Source organism: Buttiauxella ferragutiae (genome assembly GCF_022637515.1).
GTDB classification, from domain to species: Bacteria; Pseudomonadota; Gammaproteobacteria; order Enterobacterales; family Enterobacteriaceae; genus Buttiauxella; species Buttiauxella ferragutiae.
Window position 1 is genome coordinate 366,088 of sequence record NZ_CP093332.1, and the last position, 17,577, is coordinate 383,664.

17 protein-coding genes are annotated in these 17,577 nt (G+C 51.7%); 12 read left to right on the plus strand and 5 right to left on the minus strand.

From position 1 onward, the window contains the following. The first annotated feature begins 45 nt into the window (after window positions 1-45). The 11 genes from rpe to MNO13_RS01625 all read left to right on the plus strand — a co-directional run bounded on the left by rpe (window position 46) and on the right by MNO13_RS01625 (window position 10,302). The gene (gene rpe, locus MNO13_RS01575; RefSeq protein ID WP_064542848.1) at window positions 46-723 is read left to right on the plus strand and encodes a ribulose-phosphate 3-epimerase; all 678 of its coding nucleotides are present in this window, start codon (window positions 46-48) and stop codon (window positions 721-723) included. Then, complete coding sequence (locus MNO13_RS01580) at window positions 716-1,429, plus strand: phosphoglycolate phosphatase (RefSeq protein WP_064542851.1); 714 nt, start codon at window positions 716-718, stop codon at window positions 1,427-1,429. Before rpe ends, MNO13_RS01580 begins: the two co-directional genes overlap by 8 nt. Then, the gene (trpS, locus tag MNO13_RS01585) at window positions 1,422-2,426 is read left to right on the plus strand and encodes a tryptophan--tRNA ligase (protein WP_064542856.1); all 1,005 of its coding nucleotides are present in this window, start codon (window positions 1,422-1,424) and stop codon (window positions 2,424-2,426) included. Before MNO13_RS01580 ends, trpS begins: the two co-directional genes overlap by 8 nt. A gap of 395 nt (window positions 2,427-2,821) precedes the next feature. After that, on the plus strand, window positions 2,822-3,724 hold the full coding sequence (gene yhfZ, locus MNO13_RS01590) for a GntR family transcriptional regulator YhfZ (protein WP_241939465.1): 903 nt from the start codon (window positions 2,822-2,824) through the stop codon (window positions 3,722-3,724). A 24-nt stretch (window positions 3,725-3,748) separates the two neighbouring features. Continuing rightward, a complete protein-coding gene (locus MNO13_RS01595) occupies window positions 3,749-4,105 on the plus strand; it encodes a hypothetical protein (RefSeq protein ID WP_064542862.1) in 357 nt (118 codons plus the stop codon). A gap of 91 nt (window positions 4,106-4,196) precedes the next feature. Then, a complete protein-coding gene (locus tag MNO13_RS01600) occupies window positions 4,197-5,372 on the plus strand; it encodes a YhfX family PLP-dependent enzyme (RefSeq protein ID WP_121814761.1) in 1,176 nt (391 codons plus the stop codon). Continuing rightward, window positions 5,365-6,600 carry a phosphopentomutase gene (locus MNO13_RS01605; protein ID WP_241939466.1) on the plus strand — a complete coding sequence of 412 codons (1,236 nt, stop codon included), beginning with the start codon at window positions 5,365-5,367 and terminating at the stop codon, window positions 6,598-6,600. Before MNO13_RS01600 ends, MNO13_RS01605 begins: the two co-directional genes overlap by 8 nt. Continuing rightward, window positions 6,593-7,483: a phosphotriesterase-related protein gene (locus tag MNO13_RS01610; RefSeq protein ID WP_241939467.1), complete on the plus strand. Its 891-nt coding sequence runs from the start codon at window positions 6,593-6,595 to the stop codon at window positions 7,481-7,483. The genes MNO13_RS01605 and MNO13_RS01610 overlap by 8 nt, the downstream gene beginning before the upstream one ends. 9 nt (window positions 7,484-7,492) lie before the next feature. Beyond that, window positions 7,493-7,846 (plus strand): DUF2620 domain-containing protein, encoded by a 354-nt coding sequence (locus MNO13_RS01615; RefSeq protein WP_034499110.1) that lies wholly within the window; start codon window positions 7,493-7,495, stop codon window positions 7,844-7,846. Window positions 7,847-7,856: 10 nt separating this feature from the next. Then, complete coding sequence (locus tag MNO13_RS01620) at window positions 7,857-9,161, plus strand: YhfT family protein (RefSeq protein ID WP_241939468.1); 1,305 nt, start codon at window positions 7,857-7,859, stop codon at window positions 9,159-9,161. 55 nt (window positions 9,162-9,216) lie between these two features. Further along, window positions 9,217-10,302, plus strand: coding sequence for an aminotransferase class I/II-fold pyridoxal phosphate-dependent enzyme (locus MNO13_RS01625; protein ID WP_241939469.1), 1,086 nt, complete (start codon window positions 9,217-9,219; stop codon window positions 10,300-10,302). Between the two features lie 48 nt (window positions 10,303-10,350). Here the strand turns inward: MNO13_RS01625 and MNO13_RS01630 are convergent, their stop codons facing one another. From MNO13_RS01630 to nirB, 5 genes are all read right to left on the minus strand, one after another. Further along, the gene (locus tag MNO13_RS01630; protein ID WP_241939470.1) at window positions 10,351-10,524 is read right to left on the minus strand and encodes a DUF4223 family protein; all 174 of its coding nucleotides are present in this window, start codon (window positions 10,522-10,524) and stop codon (window positions 10,351-10,353) included. A gap of 213 nt (window positions 10,525-10,737) precedes the next feature. Then, window positions 10,738-12,111, minus strand: a complete 1,374-nt coding sequence (gene cysG, locus MNO13_RS01635; RefSeq protein ID WP_241939471.1) for a siroheme synthase CysG — start codon at window positions 12,109-12,111, stop codon at window positions 10,738-10,740. Window positions 12,112-12,129: 18 nt separating this feature from the next. Next, a complete protein-coding gene (nirC, locus tag MNO13_RS01640) occupies window positions 12,130-12,936 on the minus strand; it encodes a nitrite transporter NirC (RefSeq protein ID WP_064542885.1) in 807 nt (268 codons plus the stop codon). 216 nt (window positions 12,937-13,152) lie between these two features. Then, entirely contained in the window at window positions 13,153-13,479 is a 327-nt protein-coding gene (gene nirD, locus MNO13_RS01645; protein WP_064542888.1) for a nitrite reductase small subunit NirD, read from the minus strand. After that, window positions 13,476-16,028, minus strand: coding sequence for a nitrite reductase large subunit NirB (gene nirB / locus MNO13_RS01650; RefSeq protein ID WP_121814767.1), 2,553 nt, complete (start codon window positions 16,026-16,028; stop codon window positions 13,476-13,478). Before nirB ends, nirD begins: the two co-directional genes overlap by 4 nt. Before the next feature lie 227 nt (window positions 16,029-16,255). Here nirB and MNO13_RS01655 point away from each other — a divergent pair, with 227 nt between their 5' ends. Beyond that, on the plus strand, window positions 16,256-17,539 hold the full coding sequence (locus MNO13_RS01655; RefSeq protein WP_064542894.1) for a cytosine deaminase: 1,284 nt from the start codon (window positions 16,256-16,258) through the stop codon (window positions 17,537-17,539). Window positions 17,540-17,577 lie beyond the last annotated feature (38 nt).

Consider the following 17,577-nt stretch of genomic DNA (forward strand, 5'->3'; position numbering starts at 1 on the left):
GCTGTTTCGCCCGCGGTCGTTTTTGATTTGCTATTGGAGAAGCGGATGAAACAGTTTTTGATTGCCCCATCAATCCTCTCAGCCGATTTTGCCCGCCTGGGTGAAGACACGGCTGCGGTACTGGCTGCTGGTGCGGATGTCGTCCATTTTGATGTTATGGATAACCATTACGTCCCCAACCTCACCATCGGCCCGATGGTACTAAAAGCCCTGCGTGATTACGGTATTACCGCTCCTGTTGATGTGCATCTGATGGTGAAACCCGTTGACCGTATTATTCCGGACTTCGCCGCTGCCGGTGCCAATATCATCACCTTCCACCCGGAAGCGTCAGAGCATGTTGACCGTTCCCTGCAACTGATTAAAGAGCATGGCTGTAAAGCAGGCCTGGTGTTTAACCCGGCGACATCGCTCAGTTGGCTTGATCACGTTATGGATAAGCTGGATGTGATTTTGCTGATGTCCGTTAACCCCGGTTTCGGTGGGCAATCTTTCATTCCTCATACGCTGGAAAAATTACGTCAGGTGCGTGAACGTATTGATGCTTCCGGTTATGACATCCGCCTGGAAGTCGACGGTGGTGTAAAAGCGGACAACATCGCAGAAATTGCCGCAGCAGGTGCAGATATGTTTGTCGCCGGTTCTGCGATTTTCAACCAGCCGGATTACAAAGCGGTTATTGACCGTATGCGTAGTGAGTTGGCAAAGGTAACTCATGGATAAGTTAAATAAAATTCGCGGTATCGCCTTTGATTTAGACGGTACGCTGGTTGACACCGCATTGGGTTTGACGCAGGCAATGGACCAGGCGCTGTATGCGCTGGAGTTGCCAACAGCAGGTGAAGACAAAGTTGAAAAGTGGATCGGCAATGGTGCCGATGTGCTGGTTAAGCGTGCGCTGACCTGGGCGTTAAAAGGCGAAGAGCCACAAGACGACCAGTGCCGTATCGCGCGTAAACTGTTTGATGCTTTCTATGCACAAACTGCGGAAGAGGGCAGTTTCCTGTTCCCTGAAGTGGCTAACACTCTGGCGGCATTGGCCGAGAAAGGCCTGCCGATGGGCCTGGTCACTAACAAGCCGACTCCATTTGTGCTGCCGATGCTGGAAAGATTAGGCATCGCGCATTACTTCAAAATCATTATTGGTGGCGATGATGTGGAAAATAAGAAACCGCATCCCGAAGCGCTGCACAAAGTGATGGAGAAGTTGAACCTCAGTGCTGAAGAGCTGCTGTTTGTTGGTGATTCACGCAACGATATTCTCGCTGCACAGGCGGCTGGGTGCTGTTCCATTGGCCTGACTTATGGTTATAACTACGGTGAAGCCATCGAGTTGAGCAAACCCGATTTCGTGTACGACCATTTCAACGATTTATTGCCCGCATTAGGGCTCTCTAACAAAGAACATCAGGAATCAGAACATGAGTAAGCCCATCGTCTTTAGTGGCGCACAGCCATCAGGTGAATTGACCATTGGTAACTACATGGGTGCGCTGCGTCAGTGGGTCCATATGCAGGATGATTACCACTGCATTTACTGCATCGTTGACCAGCACGCGATTACCGCGCGTCAGGATGCGACACAACTACGCAGCCGTACTCTCGATACGTTGGCGTTGTACCTGGCTTGCGGTATTGACCCGGCGAAAAGTACAATTTTTGTACAGTCCCATGTGCCTGAACATGCACAACTGGGCTGGGTACTGAACTGCTACACCTATTTTGGTGAGCTAAGCCGCATGACTCAGTTCAAAGATAAATCTTCCCGCTATGCTGAAAACATTAACGCTGGCCTGTTTGATTATCCGGTGCTGATGGCCGCTGACATTCTGCTGTACCAGACCAACCTGGTGCCCGTTGGTGAAGACCAGAAACAGCACCTGGAACTGAGCCGCGATATCGCTGCACGTTTCAATGCGTTGTACGGTGATGTGTTCAAAGTACCAGAGCCGTTCATCCCGAAATCTGGCGCGCGCGTAATGTCTCTGCTTGAGCCGACCAAGAAAATGTCTAAATCAGACGATAACCGCAACAACGTTATTGGCCTGCTGGAAGACCCGAAATCTGTCGTGAAGAAAATCAAACGCGCGGTAACTGACTCGGACGAGCCACCTGTCGTGCGTTACGATACTGCCAACAAAGCGGGCGTATCCAACATGCTGGATATCCTGGCGGGTGTGACGGGTAAATCTATCCCTGAGCTTGAGCAGCAGTTTGAAGGCAAAATGTATGGGCACCTGAAAGGCGACGTGGCTGAGGCTGTTTCAGACATGTTGACCGAGTTGCAGGAGCGTTTTCATCGTTTCCGTAACGATGAAGCATTCTTGCAGCAAGTGATGAAAGACGGTGCCGAGAAAGCACGTGCGCACGCCAGTGCCACGCTGAAAAAGGTCTATGAAGTTATTGGGTTTGTCGCACACCCATAATTTTTAACACAACCCTCATCCTAACCTTCTCCCTGAGGGAGAAGGGATTGATCGGTTTTCCCCTGTCCTGAGGGAGAAGGGATTGATCGGTTTTCCCCTGTCCTGAGGGAGAAGGGATTGATCGGTTTTCCCCTGTCCTGAGGGAGAAGGGATTGATCGGTTTTCCCCTGTCCTGAGGGAGAAGGGATTGATCGGTTTTCTCCTGCCCTGCAGGAGAAGGGATTGATCGGTTTTCTCCCTCTCCTGTGGGAGAGGGCCGGGGTGAGGGCGTCCCTCCCCATAAATTCCCCAGCTAAATATCTTTTGTGATCCCATTCTCTTTTTGCATCTTTCCCGTTTGCCATTTATATTCAATTTAATGAAGATATAACCATTCAATAAATTGAAGATTAAATATGAGCCGTAGCTTTATCAAAAAAGAAGGGGTTGCCCAGGCCAGTCTGGCGCGTTATTTGCTGGGCGAGAAAAGCGGTAACCGACTGAAAACCATTGATGAACTGGCGAGCGAATGTCGCTTTTCCGTCGGGCTGATTCAGGCGGCGTTAAAAACCCTTGAGAATGCCGGAGCGGTAAAAGTTGAGAGACGCGGGCGCAACGGCAGCTATCTGGTCAGCATGGATAACAAAGCCTTATTGGCTTTTGCTGATATCGGCAATGTCGTGTGTGCGATGCCGCTGCCTTACACCCGGCTTTATGAAGGTTTAGCCAGTGGCCTGAAAGCGCAGTTTGATGGCATCCCATTTTACTACGCGCATATGCGTGGCTCAGATGTTCGGGTGGAATGCTTGTTGAATGGCGTCTATGACCTTGCGGTTGTCTCAAGGCTTGCCGCGCAGAGCTATCTCGATAACAGCGATGTCTTTATGGCGCTGGAACTTGGGCCACACACTTACGTTGGCGAACACAAATTGATTTGCCGTACCGGTAATCAGCAAATTAGACGTGTCGGCCTCGACCCGCGTTCCGCCGATCAGCGCATTATGACGGACATTTATTTCGCGGGTCAGCCGGTTGAGATCCTCGATGTGCCTTACCACGAGAGCCTTAATCGTATCGCCAAAGGCGAAATTGATGCGGTTATCTGGAACGTGGGTAGTGAGGCGGATCTTGAGTTACTCGGCCTGCAAGCGCAGCCCCTTAAAGGCGACTCGCGTTTTTTGCAGGCTTCTGAGGCCGTGGTGCTGACTCGCGTCGATGATGCGCCAATTAATCAATTGCTGCGCACAGTGGTGAACAAAAATGAGCTGCTTGCTCACCAACAAAGAGTGCTGCTGGGTGAGCAGGAGCCAAGCTATTAGAACTTCATCAAAGGGTAAATCAGGATGGAAGAACGGCTAAACCTGCTGTGTGATGCGGGCGTTATCGACAGAGATATTTGCGACGGCATGATTGCTGTCGTTGAGAAAATGGAAACGGTGTGGGCCATTCCCATGCGTAATGAACAAGGGGAAATGGCGATCACCCATATGGCAAACGCGCTGATGCGCAGCCGTCGGGGTGAAGAAATCGGCCCACTTGATGAAGACCTGCTGGAAGAAATTGTCACTTCTCAGGCTTATGCCGAACTGCTGCCGATTCACCAGGCGATGCTGGCGCCCTTTGATGTGAATATTCACCCGAATGAAGAAGGCTATCTGCTCGCGAACCTGTTTAGTTTGTGGATGGTTAGCAAAGGCTAAGAATTTTTTTGTCAGCCGTCTGCTTTAACTTAAATATTCAAAAAAATGATTATTTAAGTTTTTTTGCAGCATGGAGTCGAGAGGCAAGGGCATGTTTATTGAAGCACTCAAGGCACAAAACCCAGCACTGATTGGGGCCGCACTGAAGTTATGGCAGCAGGGAGAGATATTGCCAGATACCTGCGTCATTGATGTTGATAAGGTTTTGGAAAATGGACGCCGCCTGCTTGAAACAGCAGAGCGTCATGGCATCACGCTGTATCTGATGACCAAGCAACTGGGGCGTAATCCGTGGCTGGCGAAGCGTCTGATTGAGCTGGGTTTTCACGGTACCGTTGCGGTGGATTTCAAAGAAGCCCGCACGCTGCGCAATGCAGAAGTACCGGTTTCCCATGTCGGACATTTAGTTCAGCTACCAAAAAGTCTGGTAACGGAAAACGTCACCGTTTCACCTGAAATGATCACCGTTTTCTCGCTGGATAAAGCCGAGGAAATCTCTGTTGCAGCGCAACGTCTTGGGCATATCCAGCCCATCATGTTGAAAGTGTTCGATGAACAAGACCACCTGTATTCAGGCCAGGAAGCCGGGTTCCCGTTGTCAGCACTGGATAACGTGGTTGCCGCTCTCAAGAACATGCCGGGCGTGAAAATCGCCGGGCTGACCCACTTCCCCTGCCTGCTCTGGGATGAAGAATTACAGCAAACGCTGCCCACGCCCAATCTGCATACGCTATTGCAGGCGCGCGATATGCTTCGTGCGCAGGGCATAGACGTGGCTCAGCTCAACGCGCCATCGGCTTCAAGTTGCAGCACTTTACCGTTGCTGGCTGAATATGGTGTGACCCATGCCGAACCGGGTCATGCTCTAACCGGAACGATTCCCGCTAACCAGCATGGCGACCAGCCAGAACACATCGCCATGCTCTATCTCACCGAAATCTCACACCAGTTTCAGGGCAACAGCTATTGCTTCGGCGGCGGTTATTACCGCCGTGGTCATGCGCAAAACGCGCTGGTTTTCCCTGTTCTGGACGGTGAAGCTTTATCAGCAAAATTGCTACCGATGGACGACAGCAGCATTGATTACCACATCGGGTTGGCGGGCGAGTTCCCGGTCAGCACGCCAGTGGTGATGTGTTTCCGTACTCAGGTTTTTGTCACGCGCAGCGATGTGGCACTGGTGTCCGGAATCAGCCGCGGAGAACCTGTACTCGAAGCTTTGTATGACAGCCTTGGTAACCCCATTTGCGGAGGTTCGCGTGAGTAAGTTTGTGGTGGTGGTGATTGATAGTTTTGGCGTCGGCGCGATGGACGATGTGCCGCAAGTCAGGCCGGAGGATGTCGGTGCAAATACCTGCGGGCATATTTTGCAGCATTTCCCACAATTACGTTTACCGGTGCTGGAACAGCTTGGCTTGATCAACGCGCTGGGTTTTACCACCGGAGCCATGCGCCCTTCAGCGAATGCAGTTTACGGAACAGCCGCGCTGCAACACGAAGGTGGCGATACTTTTATGGGGCACCAGGAAATTCTCGGTACCCGTCCACAAGCGCCGTTGCGTATGCCTTTCTCTGAAGTGATTGATGAAGTAGAGCGTGCACTGATTGCCGATTGTTGGCAGGTCGAGCGGGTGGGCAGTGGGCTGCAATATTTGTGGGTCAATCAGGCGGTGGCGATTGGCGACAACCTTGAAGCTGACCTCGGCCAGGTGTTTAACATCAGTGCCAATCTGAATGCGATCTCTTTCGAGGAAGTACGCAATATCGGCGAAATTGTCCGCCGTTGCGTGCAGGTTGGGCGCGTGATTGCGTTTGGCGGCCTGCTGGAAAGCAGTTTGCAACTCCAGAACGCCGCCGAGGAAAAACAGGGCAAATACATTGGCATTAACGCGCCGCGATCCGGGGTGTATCAGCACGGTTTTCAGGTCGTTCATATGGGGTTCGGGGTGAATGCCAGCGTACAGGTGCCACAAAAACTGCATGAGTCCGCTATCAAAACAGTACTGGTAGGGAAAGTGGCCGACATCGCCATCAATCCGCACGGTGTCAGCTACCAGAACCTCGTTGATACCCAGCAAATCATGGACATCACGCTTGCTGAAGTCCAAAAGCCCGGTGACGTTTTTATCTGCACCAACATTCAGGAAACCGACCTCGCCGGGCACGCTCAGGATGTCGCACGTTACGCCGAGCGTTTGCAGGTGGTGGATAAAAATCTCGGCAAGTTAATGGACGTGATGCAGCCCAGTGATTACCTGGTGGTCATGGCCGATCACGGCAACGATCCGACCATCGGCCACAGCAAACACACCCGTGAAAATGTGCCGCTACTCGTCTGGCAGCGGGGGATCACCGGCGCAAATCTTGGCCGCAGAACAACACTGTCTGATGTGGGTGCTACCGTTTGCGATTTCTTCAACGCAAATGTGCCACAAAACGGCACTTCATTCTTGTCACAACTGCACACCACGAACACCGGAGGCAACCATGGCTGAACAGCAACGAATTGATGCGTCGGGCTACACCTATGCGCATGAACATCTGCATATCGACTTGTCGTCATTCAAAAACAACATCGATTGCCGCCTGGATCAATACGACCTGATTTGTGCGGAAATGAAAACGCTGTACGCGCTGGGCGTGCGCAACATCATCGAAATGACCAACCGCTACATGGGGCGTAACCCTCAGTTTATGTTGGATATCATGCGTGATAGCGGAATGAACGTCGTCGCGTGTACCGGTTATTACCAGCATGACTTTTTCCCGGCTCACGTCGCCACAACTCCCGTTGAAAAACTGGCGCAGGAGATGATCGACGAAATTGAACAAGGTATTGATGGCACCGAATTAAAGGCCGAGATCATTGCTGAAATTGGTTCGAGCGTGGATGTGATAACCCCTGATGAAGTCAAAATTTTTGCTGCTGCGGCTTTAGCGCACCGTGAAACTGGGTGTGCGATTTCAACTCACACCTCTTTTAGCACTATGGGGCTGGAACAACTGACGCTGCTGAAAAGCCACGGTGTGGATTTATCTCGCGTTGTTGTGGGCCACTGCGACCTGAAAGATAACCTCGACAACATTCTGCGCATGATTGAGCAGGGCGCGTATGTGCAGTTCGATACCATCGGGAAAAACAACTATTACCCGGATGAGAAACGCGTGGCGATGCTGCAAGAAATTGCCAGCCGCGGGTTGCTCGACCACGTCATGCTTTCCATGGATATTACCCGTCGTTCACATCTGAAGGCGAACGGTGGGCTTGGTTTTGATTATTTGCTGACAACGTTCGTGCCTCTTTTGCTCGAGGCAGGCTTCTCTCAGGCCGACGTTGATTTGATGTTACGTGACAACCCCTCTGTCTTCTTTAAATAAGGATTTCCCATGAAAAAGATCGGTGTTGCTGGCTTACAGCGTGAACTTATTAAAAAAACCATCGAAACGTCTGCACCTGACTGCTTTGAAGTGTTTATTTACAACGATATGGAAGCTGCCATGAAAGTGAAATCCGGGCAGCTTGATTACTACATTGGTGCCTGTAATACCGGCGCTGGGGCAGCACTTTCCATTGCCATCGCGGTGATTGGTTACAACAAAAGCTGCACCATCGCCAAGCCTGGCATTAAGGCAAAAGAAGAACAGGTGGCCAAAATGGTGGCGGATGGGAAAGTTGCTTTTGGTCTGTCGGTTGAGCATATCGAGCATGCCATTCCGATGCTTATCGCCCATTTAAAATAAAGGCCGCGCTATGGATTTCTACATTCAAATAATCGTGGTGGCCTGCCTGACCGGGATGACGGCCTTGCTGGCGCATAAGTCAGCAGCCGTGTTCCACGACGGCATTCGCCCCATTTTGCCGCAGCTTATCGAAGGTAATATGAATCGCCGCGAGGCGGGCAGTATCGCTTTCGGTCTGAGCATTGGTTTCGTGGCGTCGGTGGGTATTTCGTTTACGCTGAAAACTGGGTTGCTTAATGCATGGTTGTTATTCCTGCCGACAGATATCCTCGGAGTCTTAGCGGCAAATAGTTTGTTGGCGTTTGGGTTGGGCGCAGTCTGGGGAATTTTGATCCTGACTTGCTTGATCCCGGTAAACCATTTGCTGACGGCACTGCCAGTGGATGTGTTGGGTTCGTTGGGTGAGTTGAGCTCGCCAGTGGTTTCTGCATTTGCGCTGTTCCCACTGGTGGCAATTTTCTATCAATTTGGCTGGAAGAGCAGTCTGCTCGCAGCCTTTGTGGTGTTAATGACGCGCGTTTTGATCGTGCGTTTCTTCCCGCACCTCAATCCCGAATCTATCGAAATCTTCGTCGGCATGGTGATGCTGCTGGGGATTGCGATTACTCAGGATCACCGTACCCGTGATGAGCGAGAACATGATACCGAGGGGGTATCGGTCTTTGAGGAGCGAACATTGCGCATTATCAAGCACCTACCGTATATCGCGGTTGTTGGTGGGTTGATTGCGGTCGTCGCCAGCATGAAGATTTTTGCCGGTTCTGAAGTGTCGATCTTTACGCTGGAGAAGGCTTATTCCGCAGGCATCACGCCTGAGCAGTCACAAACCCTGGTGCATCAGGCCGCACTTGCGGAGTTTATGCGTGGGCTGGGATTTGTTCCACTGATTGCCACCACGGCGCTGGCGACGGGTGTGTACGCCGTTGCTGGTTTCACCTTTGTTTACGCAGCCGGATACTTGATTTCTAACCCGCTGTTAGCGTTTGCGGTGGGTGCGGTGGTGATTTCCGTTGAAGTATTGCTGCTACGTTCCATCGGCAAATGGCTCGGGCGTTATCCATCGGTGCGTAACGCATCGGATAACATCCGTAACTCGATGAATATGTTGATGGAAATGGCGCTGCTGGTTGGCTCTATCTTTGCGGCTATCAAAATGGCGGGCTATACCGGTTTTTCTATTGCGGCGGCGATTTACTTCCTCAACGAATCGCTGGGTCGGCCGGTTCAGAAAATGGCCTCTCCGGTTGTCGCGGTGTTGATAACCGGCATCATTCTGAACATTCTTTACTACTGTGGCCTGTTCGTTCCGGCCTGATCCCTTCTCAATGCCTGCCGTAATGGTCTGCGGCAGGCTTCACGGAGTGAATAAAGTGAAAACCTGGCCGTTGCAAAGCCTGACGATGGAGCAGGCGCAGAGTAAGCAATTTCAACTGGTGGATATTATTTGCCGCCATTTTCCCGGCGCTGATTTCCTCAATGCCGGAGATTTCGGCTTAGTCCCCGGTCTGAATCAGCCACAAATGACGCGGCGTGTGGAGTCAGTTCTGGCGGATTTCTTTGGCGCACCGGCTGCGGCACTGGTGCAAGGTGCGGGAACCGGGGCAATTCGTAGCGGATTAGCGGCACTTCTTAACGCGGGGGATAGCTTGCTTGTTCACGATGCCCCTCTTTACCCCACCACAGCAGTCATCGCTGAACAGATGGGGTTAACGCTAATTCGTGCCGATTTTAATCAACTTGATGACGTTAAAAGGACAATTGAGTCGTACCAACCGAAGGCTGCACTTATTCAGCATACCCGGCAAAAAATGGATGATTCATATCTGTTGGGTGAGGTGATTAATTGTTTTAATCAGCATGGTTTACCGTCGTTGACTGATGACAACTACGCGGTGATGAAAGTCGAAAAGATTGGTTGCGAATGTGGGTCCACACTTTCAACATTCTCGTGTTTTAAACTCTTCGGCCCACTGGGAATTGGCGTGGTGGTGGGTGAAGAAAAGACAGTAAATGCGGTGCGAAAAAGTATGTATTCCGGTGGCAGCCAGGTGCAGGGTTTCCAGGCGATGGAAGCGTTGCGCGGATTAGTGTTTGCGCCAGTGATGCACGCGGTGCAGGCGCAGGTAAACGATAAACTGGTTGAAGCGCTCAATACCGAAGCGGTGCCGCAAGTGAAGCATGCATTTATCGCAAATGCGCAATCCAAAGTGCTGTTAGTGGAGTTTCATCAGCCGATTGCCGAGCAAGTATTGGCGGCGGCACAGAAGCTGGGCGCGTTGCCTTATCCTGTGGGGGCAGAGTCGAAATATGAAATCCCGCCGCTTTTTTATCGGCTGTCCGGGACTTTCCGCCAGTCTGACCCAACGCTTGAGCAACGTATGATCCGTATAAATCCTAATCGTAGTGGGGCGCAGACGGTATTGCGAATATTAAAAGAAAGTTGTGAAGGGTTATAAATTAAAATGCCCTCACTGGGAGGGCGTATTAAAAATTTGTGGCTATTATTATTTCTGTGGAGTTGCTGGGCCACAACCACCAATAATTTTAGAAATAGAAATGACTGGGTGCAGTAAATAATCATAACCGCAAGATTTGTCTTTGTTCTCAATATGACCAGTACAGCCAGACAACAGAGCCAGGACAGCCAGTGCAGATGCAGCTTTTACGAACTTGTTCATTGATATTCCCTATCATTTACTTGGATGTAATGAGGCACTTCAAAAAGGCAATTAAGTATAGGGGCTGCTTGCTATATCACTAAGTCTGAAACCAGACGCATGGTTACATGAAATAAATATTGCCTATAATGATTGGCAAAATAATTAATAACTTATAAATAAAAAGGCTTGCCGGAATAATCTGACAAGCCTTTTTTTTATCTTAAATTAGAATTAGTGGTTCGAGAACCAATTCAACCTATCGCGCAATGCCACCACGCGACCGACAATAATCAGCGCCGGGCTTGCAACCTGTGTCGATAATTCACCGAGTTCGCGTAATACGCCACTGACTACACGTTGGTTAACCGCTGTGCCGTTTTCAACCAGCGCGACCGGCATCTCCGCAGTCATGCCGTGTTCAATCAGCTTTTCCTGAATCGCAGGAGCCTGGTTTAAACCCATGTAAAAGACCAGCGTTTGTTTTTCTGCCGCCAGGTTTTCCCAGTCTAATTCACCGCCGGTTTTCAGGTGGCCGGTCACCAGGCGCACACTTTGCGCGTAATCGCGGTGGGTTAATGGAATGCCTGAATAAGCTGAACAGCCGGATGCCGCAGTAATGCCCGGCACCACGGAGAACGGGATACCGCCGTCGCACAAGGTTTCTAGCTCTTCACCGCCGCGACCAAAGATAAACGGATCGCCACCTTTCAGACGGACAACGCGTTTGCCACTTTGCGCTTCACGCAGCAGGATTTGGTTAATCTCTTCTTGCGGGACGCAGTGATAACCCGCGCGTTTACCCACGAAAACGCGGTCGGCATCACGGCGCACCAGATTCATGATGTCATCAGAAACCAGGCGGTCATAAACCACCACATCGGCTTGTTGAATTTGTTGCAACCCTTTGAGCGTCAGCAATCCGGCATCGCCTGGACCTGCACCCACCAAAACGACCTCACCACGGTGATCGAGCGGTGTAGCAAACATAGACTCGGTTTCTTTATCGATGGCTTGCTGGTCTTCGTTCGCCAGATATTGCGCCAGACGGTCATTAGTGAAGAACTTTTCCCAGAAGCGACGGCGTTCTGCCATGGCCTTGAAATTTGTTTTTACTCGCCCGCGCAACGTACCGGCATAAGAGGCAATTTTCCCCAAATGCAGTGGCAGAATGGCTTCGAGTTTTTCACGTAGCAGGCGGGCAAGAACGGGAGAGGTACCACCGGAAGAGACAGCCACCATCAGCGGCGAACGGTCAATAATCGAAGGCATGATGAAACTGGCTTGTTTAGGGGCATCGACCACGTTGCAGAAAATGCGGCGTGATTCGCATGCTTCGCTGACTTGTTGATTCACTGTTTCGTTGTCAGTTGCGGCAATGGCCAGCCAGCAAACATCAAGCAGCGCGGGGTCGAATTCACCCTCAGCAAGGGTGATCATGCCCTGTTCCGCCCACACATGAAATTGTGGGGAGAATTCCAGGGCATTCACAGTGACCTGTGCACCTGCCTCCATCAACAAACGTGCTTTACGTTCTGCGACATCGCCACCGCCGACCAACAGGCAGGCGCGACCTCGTAATTGACAAAATATAGGCAGGTGATCCACGGTCAATCCTCAAATAAATTAGTTGCGTGCAGTCTCCGGCGCGGCGACTTGCGCAGGCTGTGGGCGCTCGGCTTTCGGCGTAGCATACCAATAACCCAGACCCATGAATACTACACCGGAAAGGGTATTCCCAAGCGTTACCCACAACAGGTTGTGACCGATACCCGCCATGGTGTAGGCGTCGCTATGATGACCAAACCAGGAGAGTGCAAACAGCGTCATGTTGGCAATGGAGTGTTCGTAACCGGAAGCGATAAACGCCAGCAGACACCACCAGATAGCGATGAACTTCGCAGCACCTTCAGTACGCACGGCCATCCAAATTGCCAGACAAACCAGCCAGTTACACAAAGCACCTTTGAAGAACAGTACCATCGCCGGAGCAGTGGTTTTTGCCAGCGCCGCGGTGTGAACCAGGCTGGTGTCCAACGGCAGCAGGCTACCGCCGCCCCATTTGTAGAGCAGGGCAACAAACACGGAACCCACCAGGTTACCCAGCCAGGTTTGCGGCAAAATACCCCACATTTGACCGTGAGTGATGGTGCCTGCTTTGACGCCGAACGTCAGGAACATGGTGTGTCCGGTGAATAGTTCAGAGCCTGCGATGATAACCAGCGTCAGGGCGATCCCGAAGGTGGCACCCATTACCAGTGGACGCAGCGCGGGATCAACCAGATTACCGAGGGTGAAGATCAGGATGATGCCGAGGCCGACATAAGCGCCTGCCATGGCAGAGCTTATCCAGAATCCGAGTGGATTGTTTTGCGACAATCGGGCAATGCGCGCGGCATTCGCCGCACATTTGTTAATGGTATCGGTGAACATTTTTGTTATCCCAATAAATTGAAAGAAAAAATAAATAATTGAAATTTTCCCCTCACCCCGGCCCTCTCCCCAAGGAGAGGGAGAACACCGATTTAATGTCCTCTCCCCAAGGAGAGGGAGAACACCGATTAATGTCCTCTCCCCAAGGAGAGGGAGAACACCGATTTAATTCCCTCTCCCTCAGGGAGAGGGCTAGGGTGAGGGTTGTTTTAAGACTTAAGCTTTAATCTGAACCTGGCCGTCTTGTACGCGCGCTTTGTAATGCGCAATTGAACGGCTCTCGTCTTCCATGCACAACCCGTCACGCAGTCTGAAACGCTGCTTTTTCAACGGGCTGGCAACCCACAATTCATTCTGATGTTCAGCAATCAAGCCGCGAGACAACACGCTGGCCTCAAAGAATGGGTCGATATTGCTGATGGCGAAAACCTGGTCATCATTACGTGGGCGGAAAATAGCAATCTGCTGATTACCCACCAATGCGCAAACACCGGTAGCAGGCAGAATGTCGTTTAACTGGCAAACGGTAGTCCACTGGCTCATACATTTTCCTCCACTTCTTCTACCAGGGTTACCGGGATACGTTCGTAAGGCGTAGCCGGACGGTGTTGCTCGCGCTCAGGCACAATTTGTACATGCGGGTCGCGGTGTGGGCTGTTGATAAAGTGTTTGAAGCGAACCTGGGCTTCCGGTGTATTCACCGTTTCAGTCCACTCGCAGATCACTTTCTCGCGCAGGCGCGCCAGCTCAGCTTCCAGTTGATCATTCAGACCCAGTTTGTCGTCGATAATGACTTGTTTCAGGTACTCAATGCCGCCTTCCAGGCTGTCGAGCCACGGCGCGGTACGGGTCAGTTTGTCGGCGGTGCGGATGTAGAACATCATGAAACGGTCGAGGTATTTGATCAGCGTTTCACTGTCTAAATCTGCTGCCAGTAAATCGGCGTGACGTGGTTTCATACCGCCGTTACCGCAGACGTACAGGTTCCAGCCTTTTTCAGTGGCGATAATCCCGACGTCTTTACCCTGTGCTTCCGCACATTCACGGGTACAGCCGGACACACCAAACTTCATTTTGTGTGGAGTACGAATGCCTTTGTAGCGGTTTTCCAGCTCAACGCCGAAGCCAACGCTATCGCCAACGCCGTAACGGCACCAGGTGCTACCAACACAAGTTTTTGCCATACGCAGTGCCTTCGCATAGGCGTGGCCTGTCTCAAAACCGGCTTCAATCAGCTGACGCCAGATTTCTGGCAAATCATCTTTCTGCGCACCAAACAGGCCGATACGCTGGGAACCGGTGATTTTGGTGTAGAGGTTAAATTCGCGAGCGATACGGCCCACTTCCATCAAACCTTCTGGGGTAATTTCCCCGCCAGCAGAACGCGGGATCACCGAGTAAGTGCCGTCTTTCTGGATGTTGCCGAGGAAGTTGTCGTTGGTGTCCTGAAGCGGCGTGTGCTTTGGTGACAGCACATAGTCGTTCCAGCAAGAAGCCAGCAGCGAACCGACGGTCGGTTTACAGACTTCACAGCCGTAACCTTTGCCGTATTTTTGCAGCAGCTCGTCGAAGGATTTAATGCCTTCAACGCGGATCAGGTGATACAGCTCCTGGCGTGAAAACGCGAAGTGTTCACACAAGTTGTGGTTGACTTCGATGCCTTGCTTGCTCAGTTCGGCATTCAATACTTGCGTAATCAATGGAATACAGCCACCACAGCCGGTACCGGCTTTGGTTTCTGCTTTCAGCGCGGCAACGGTATGGCAGCCGTTGTTGATGGCTTTAACCAGATGCCCTTTGGTGACATCGAAGCAGGAACAGATTTGCGCGCTGTCCGGCAGTTTGTCGACGCCAATCGCTGGCTTACCGGAACTGGCATGCGCAGGCAGAATCAGCGCGTCCGGGTTTTCCGGCAGTTCGATGTTATTGAGTACCAGTTGCAGCAGGTTGCCGTAGTCGCTGGTGTCGCCTACCAGAACCGCACCGAGCAGGGTTTTGTTGTCAGCGCTAACAATCAGGCGCTTATAAACTTCTTTGCTTTCATCCAGATAAACGTAGCTGCGGCAGTTTGGCGTGCGACCATGTGCATCACCAATCCCGCCGACATCCACACCCAGCAGTTTTAGCTTGGCGCTCATGTCTGCGCCTTCAAAGGCGTTTTCGCTACCGATCAGGTGGTCAGCGGTGACTTGCGCCATTTTGTAGCCAGGGGCGACCAGGCCGAAGGTGCGGTTATTCCAGCTGGCGCATTCGCCGATGGCGTAAATGTCCGGGTCAGAAGTCTGGCAGGTGTCGTTAACCGCAATACCGCCGCGTTGACCCGTTGCCAGGCCGCATTGGGTCGCGAGTTTATCGCGTGGGCGGATACCGGTGGAGAAGACGATGAAATCTACTTCCAGGTCGGTGCCGTCGGCAAAGCGCATAGTCTTACGTGCCTGGTTGCCTTGTTGTACGATTTCCAGGGTGTTCTTGCTGGTATGAACGCGCACGCCCATGCTTTCGATTTTATTGCGTAGCTGCTCGCCACCCATGTGGTCGAGTTGCTCGGCCATCAGCATCGGGGCGAATTCAATCACGTGTGTTTCGACGCCGAGGTTTTTCAGCGCGCCTGCGGCTTCGAGGCCCAGCAAACCACCACCGACCACGGCACCGCGTTTACTACGGCGCGCACAGGCTTCGATGGCGTTCAAATCTTCAATGGTACGGTAGACGAAACAGTCTTGTGTTTCAGAGCCTTTAATCGGTGGGATCCACGGGTAAGAACCGGTGGCCATCACCAGCTTGTCGTAATACACGGTACGACCGGTATTCGAGTGGATGACTTTTTCCTGGCGGTTAATGGTGATGGCGCGTTCGCCAACCAGCACTTTTACGCCGTGTTTCTCGTAAAAGCCTTCACGGACCAGCGATAACTCTTCAGCGGTATGATGCGAAAAATAGGAAGACAGATGCACGCGGTCGTAGGCTTTACGCGGCTCTTCACAGAACACAGTAATGTCGAATTGGCCTGGCTGGGCTTTATCAAGTAAGTCTTCGATAAAGCGATGGCCGACCATGCCATTACCGATGATTGCGATTTTGACTTTGCTCATAATTGCCTCAATTTCTTTTCTATTACCGCCTACCTTAACGATTCAGCATTGGTGGTTATTGATACAAATCAAATACACCTTTATATACCTCTTAAGAGGTATATGTTTGATTTTAGTGAGTTTTTATAAGTCGTGGAAATGTTTAGTTATTCGCGGGCCGACAATAAATGTCCTCGTTTTGCGGTGTGTGCTATGAAATAGAGGCGGCTAATCAAGAAGGGGTGGGTATGAGCAACAAGACGTTGGAGTTAATTCAAAATGTGCGCCTGGTGGGGCGTGAAGGTTTGTGGCAATTAGCCTTCGAAAATGGGCGCATCAAGGCCATTAAGCCGATGTGCGAAACGCAGCCAGAGAGCCAGCAGATTCTTGACGGGCGCGGCGGTCTGGCAATCCCGCCATTTATTGAGCCGCACATCCACCTTGATACCACGCAGACTGCCGGGCAACCGAGCTGGAATCAATCAGGTACCTTGTTTGAAGGCATTGAACGCTGGGCTGAACGCAAGGCGTTGCTGACCCACGAGGACGTGAAGCAGCGCGCCTGGCAAACGCTGAAGTGGCAGATTGCCAACGGTATTCAGTACGTGCGTACACACGTTGATGTTTCCGACCCGACGCTGACCGCGCTTAAAGCGATGCTGGAAGTGAAAAAAGAGGCCGCGCCGTGGATTGAGGTACAAATCGTGGCATTTCCGCAGGAGGGGATTCTTTCGTATCCCAACGGTGAAGCCTTGCTGGAGGAGGCCTTACGGCTGGGTGCTGACGTGGTGGGCGCTATCCCGCATTTTGAATTCACCCGCGAATATGGCGTTGAGTCGCTGCATAAAGCTTTCGCGCTGGCGCGCAAATATGACCGTCCGTTAGATATTCACTGTGATGAAATTGACGATGAACAATCGCGCTTTGTGGAAACCGTAGCCGCGCTGGCGCTACGGGATGGCATTGGCGCACGCGTTACCGCCAGCCATACCACGGCAATGCACTCTTACAATGGCGCTTACACCTCGCGCCTGTTCCGTTTGCTGAAGCTTTCGGGGATTAACTTTGTCGCCAATCCGCTGGTGAATATTCATCTGCAAGGGCGCTTTGATGATTATCCGAAACGCCGTGGTATCACGCGGGTTAAAGAGTTGCTCGAAGCAGGAATTAACGTCTGTTTTGGTCATGATGATGTATTCGACCCGTGGTATCCGCTGGGCACCGCCAATATGTTGCAGGTGCTGCATATGGGGCTGCATGTTTGCCAGATGATGGGCTATCAGCAAATTGATGAAGGCTTAAAACTGATTACCGATAACAGTGCGCGCACCTTCGGCGTGCAGGATTACGGCATTGCCGAGGGAAATGCAGCGAACCTGATTATTCTTCCGGCTGAAAATGGCTTTGATGCGGTGCGCAGGCAGGTGCCAGTGCGTTGGTCAGTGCGGGCAGGGAAGGTGATTGCGACCACGCAGTTGTCGCAAACCTGGGTGATGCTGGATGAAGCCGAAGAGATAACATTTGGTGGATGAAAAGTGGCGGATGGCGCTTGCGCTTATCCGCCCTATAA

Bases quoted from the DNA above. Each gene is read 5' to 3' on its own strand.
- MNO13_RS01580 (WP_064542851.1), top strand. From the start codon at position 716: ATGGATAAGTTAAATAAAATTCGCGGTATCGCCTTTGATTTAGACGGT.
- nirC (WP_064542885.1), bottom strand. From the start codon at position 12,936: ATGTTCACCGATACCATTAACAAATGTGCGGCGAATGCCGCGCGCATT.
- nirB (WP_121814767.1), bottom strand. From the start codon at position 16,028: ATGAGCAAAGTCAAAATCGCAATCATCGGTAATGGCATGGTCGGCCAT.
- MNO13_RS01610 (WP_241939467.1), top strand. From the start codon at position 6,593: ATGGCTGAACAGCAACGAATTGATGCGTCGGGCTACACCTATGCGCAT.
- MNO13_RS01595 (WP_064542862.1), top strand. From the start codon at position 3,749: ATGGAAGAACGGCTAAACCTGCTGTGTGATGCGGGCGTTATCGACAGA.
- MNO13_RS01615 (WP_034499110.1), top strand. From the start codon at position 7,493: ATGAAAAAGATCGGTGTTGCTGGCTTACAGCGTGAACTTATTAAAAAA.
- nirD (WP_064542888.1), bottom strand. From the start codon at position 13,479: ATGAGCCAGTGGACTACCGTTTGCCAGTTAAACGACATTCTGCCTGCT.
- trpS (WP_064542856.1), top strand. From the start codon at position 1,422: ATGAGTAAGCCCATCGTCTTTAGTGGCGCACAGCCATCAGGTGAATTG.
- rpe (WP_064542848.1), top strand. From the start codon at position 46: ATGAAACAGTTTTTGATTGCCCCATCAATCCTCTCAGCCGATTTTGCC.
- MNO13_RS01600 (WP_121814761.1), top strand. From the start codon at position 4,197: ATGTTTATTGAAGCACTCAAGGCACAAAACCCAGCACTGATTGGGGCC.
- yhfZ (WP_241939465.1), top strand. From the start codon at position 2,822: ATGAGCCGTAGCTTTATCAAAAAAGAAGGGGTTGCCCAGGCCAGTCTG.
- MNO13_RS01630 (WP_241939470.1), bottom strand. From the start codon at position 10,524: ATGAACAAGTTCGTAAAAGCTGCATCTGCACTGGCTGTCCTGGCTCTG.
- MNO13_RS01655 (WP_064542894.1), top strand. From the start codon at position 16,256: ATGAGCAACAAGACGTTGGAGTTAATTCAAAATGTGCGCCTGGTGGGG.
- MNO13_RS01620 (WP_241939468.1), top strand. From the start codon at position 7,857: ATGGATTTCTACATTCAAATAATCGTGGTGGCCTGCCTGACCGGGATG.